Below are 930 nucleotides of genomic sequence, written 5' to 3' on the forward strand. Positions count from 1 at the left end.
TTATTATCAATCAAAACCAAAGAAAGACGAATCAGAACTTGAAGAAGTAGTCGCTGAAGAATTTATCCGCAGCCGAAAGGCCTACGGCTCAAGAAAAATAAAAAAAGCCTTATCAAAACGAGGCATTCAGATCAGCCGACGAAAAATTAGTAGAATCATGAAAAATAGAGGATTAAAATCGAGCTATACTGTTGCTTATTTTAAAGTACATCATTCTACTTGCAATGAAGCCAAAACGACAAACGTATTGAATCGTAAATTCTTAAGAGACAACCCATTAGAAGCGATCGTAACAGACTTGACTTATGTACGAGTCGAGAAAAAATGGAATTATGTCTGTTTCATTTTGGATCTGTTCAATCGAGAAATTCTCGGCTATTCTTGTGGAGAACATAAAGATGCCGTTCTAGTAAAAAAAGCATTTAGCCGTATCAAACAACCTCTGACAGAGGTTGAGATTTTTCATACTGATCGTGGAAAAGAGTTTGATAACCAAGCTATTGATGAATTATTAACAACTTTTGACATCAATCGATCATTGAGTCATAAAGGCTGTCCTTTTGATAATGCCGTAGCTGAATCAACTTATAAGTCGCTGAAAGTAGAATTTGTCTATCAATACACATTTGAAACCTTACAACAATTGGATTTGGAGTTATTTGACTATGTCAATTGGTGGAACCACCTTCGGTTGCACGGTACACTTGGCTACGAGACACCGGTTGGTTACCGTAACCAGAGATTGGCGCAGCGAATCCTTGATAATGAGCTCGGATGTGCTAACGCTAGCGAGGCAGTCTAACTTTAACTGTTAGCTCCTGCCGAAGATCGTCACATCCGAGGAGGCTCATTGTCAAGGACAATCGGAATAGCATACGGAAAGAAGTTCTGCACCTTATAAAATTTGTCAAAAAAACTGTTGCCATTCCA

Annotated in this window: 1 protein-coding gene; it reads left to right on the forward strand. The window is 38.4% G+C overall.

The window, feature by feature from the left end:
* The coding region (locus tag ACEN33_RS12420) for an IS3-like element IS1485 family transposase (RefSeq protein ID WP_138405618.1) at window positions 1-802 on the forward strand (802 nt) is incomplete at its 5' end.
* Between the last annotated feature and the right edge of the window lie 128 nt (window positions 803-930).

Source organism: Ruoffia sp. FAM 24228, assembly GCF_045528575.1.
Classification (GTDB): Bacteria; Bacillota; Bacilli; order Lactobacillales; family Aerococcaceae; genus Ruoffia; species Ruoffia halotolerans.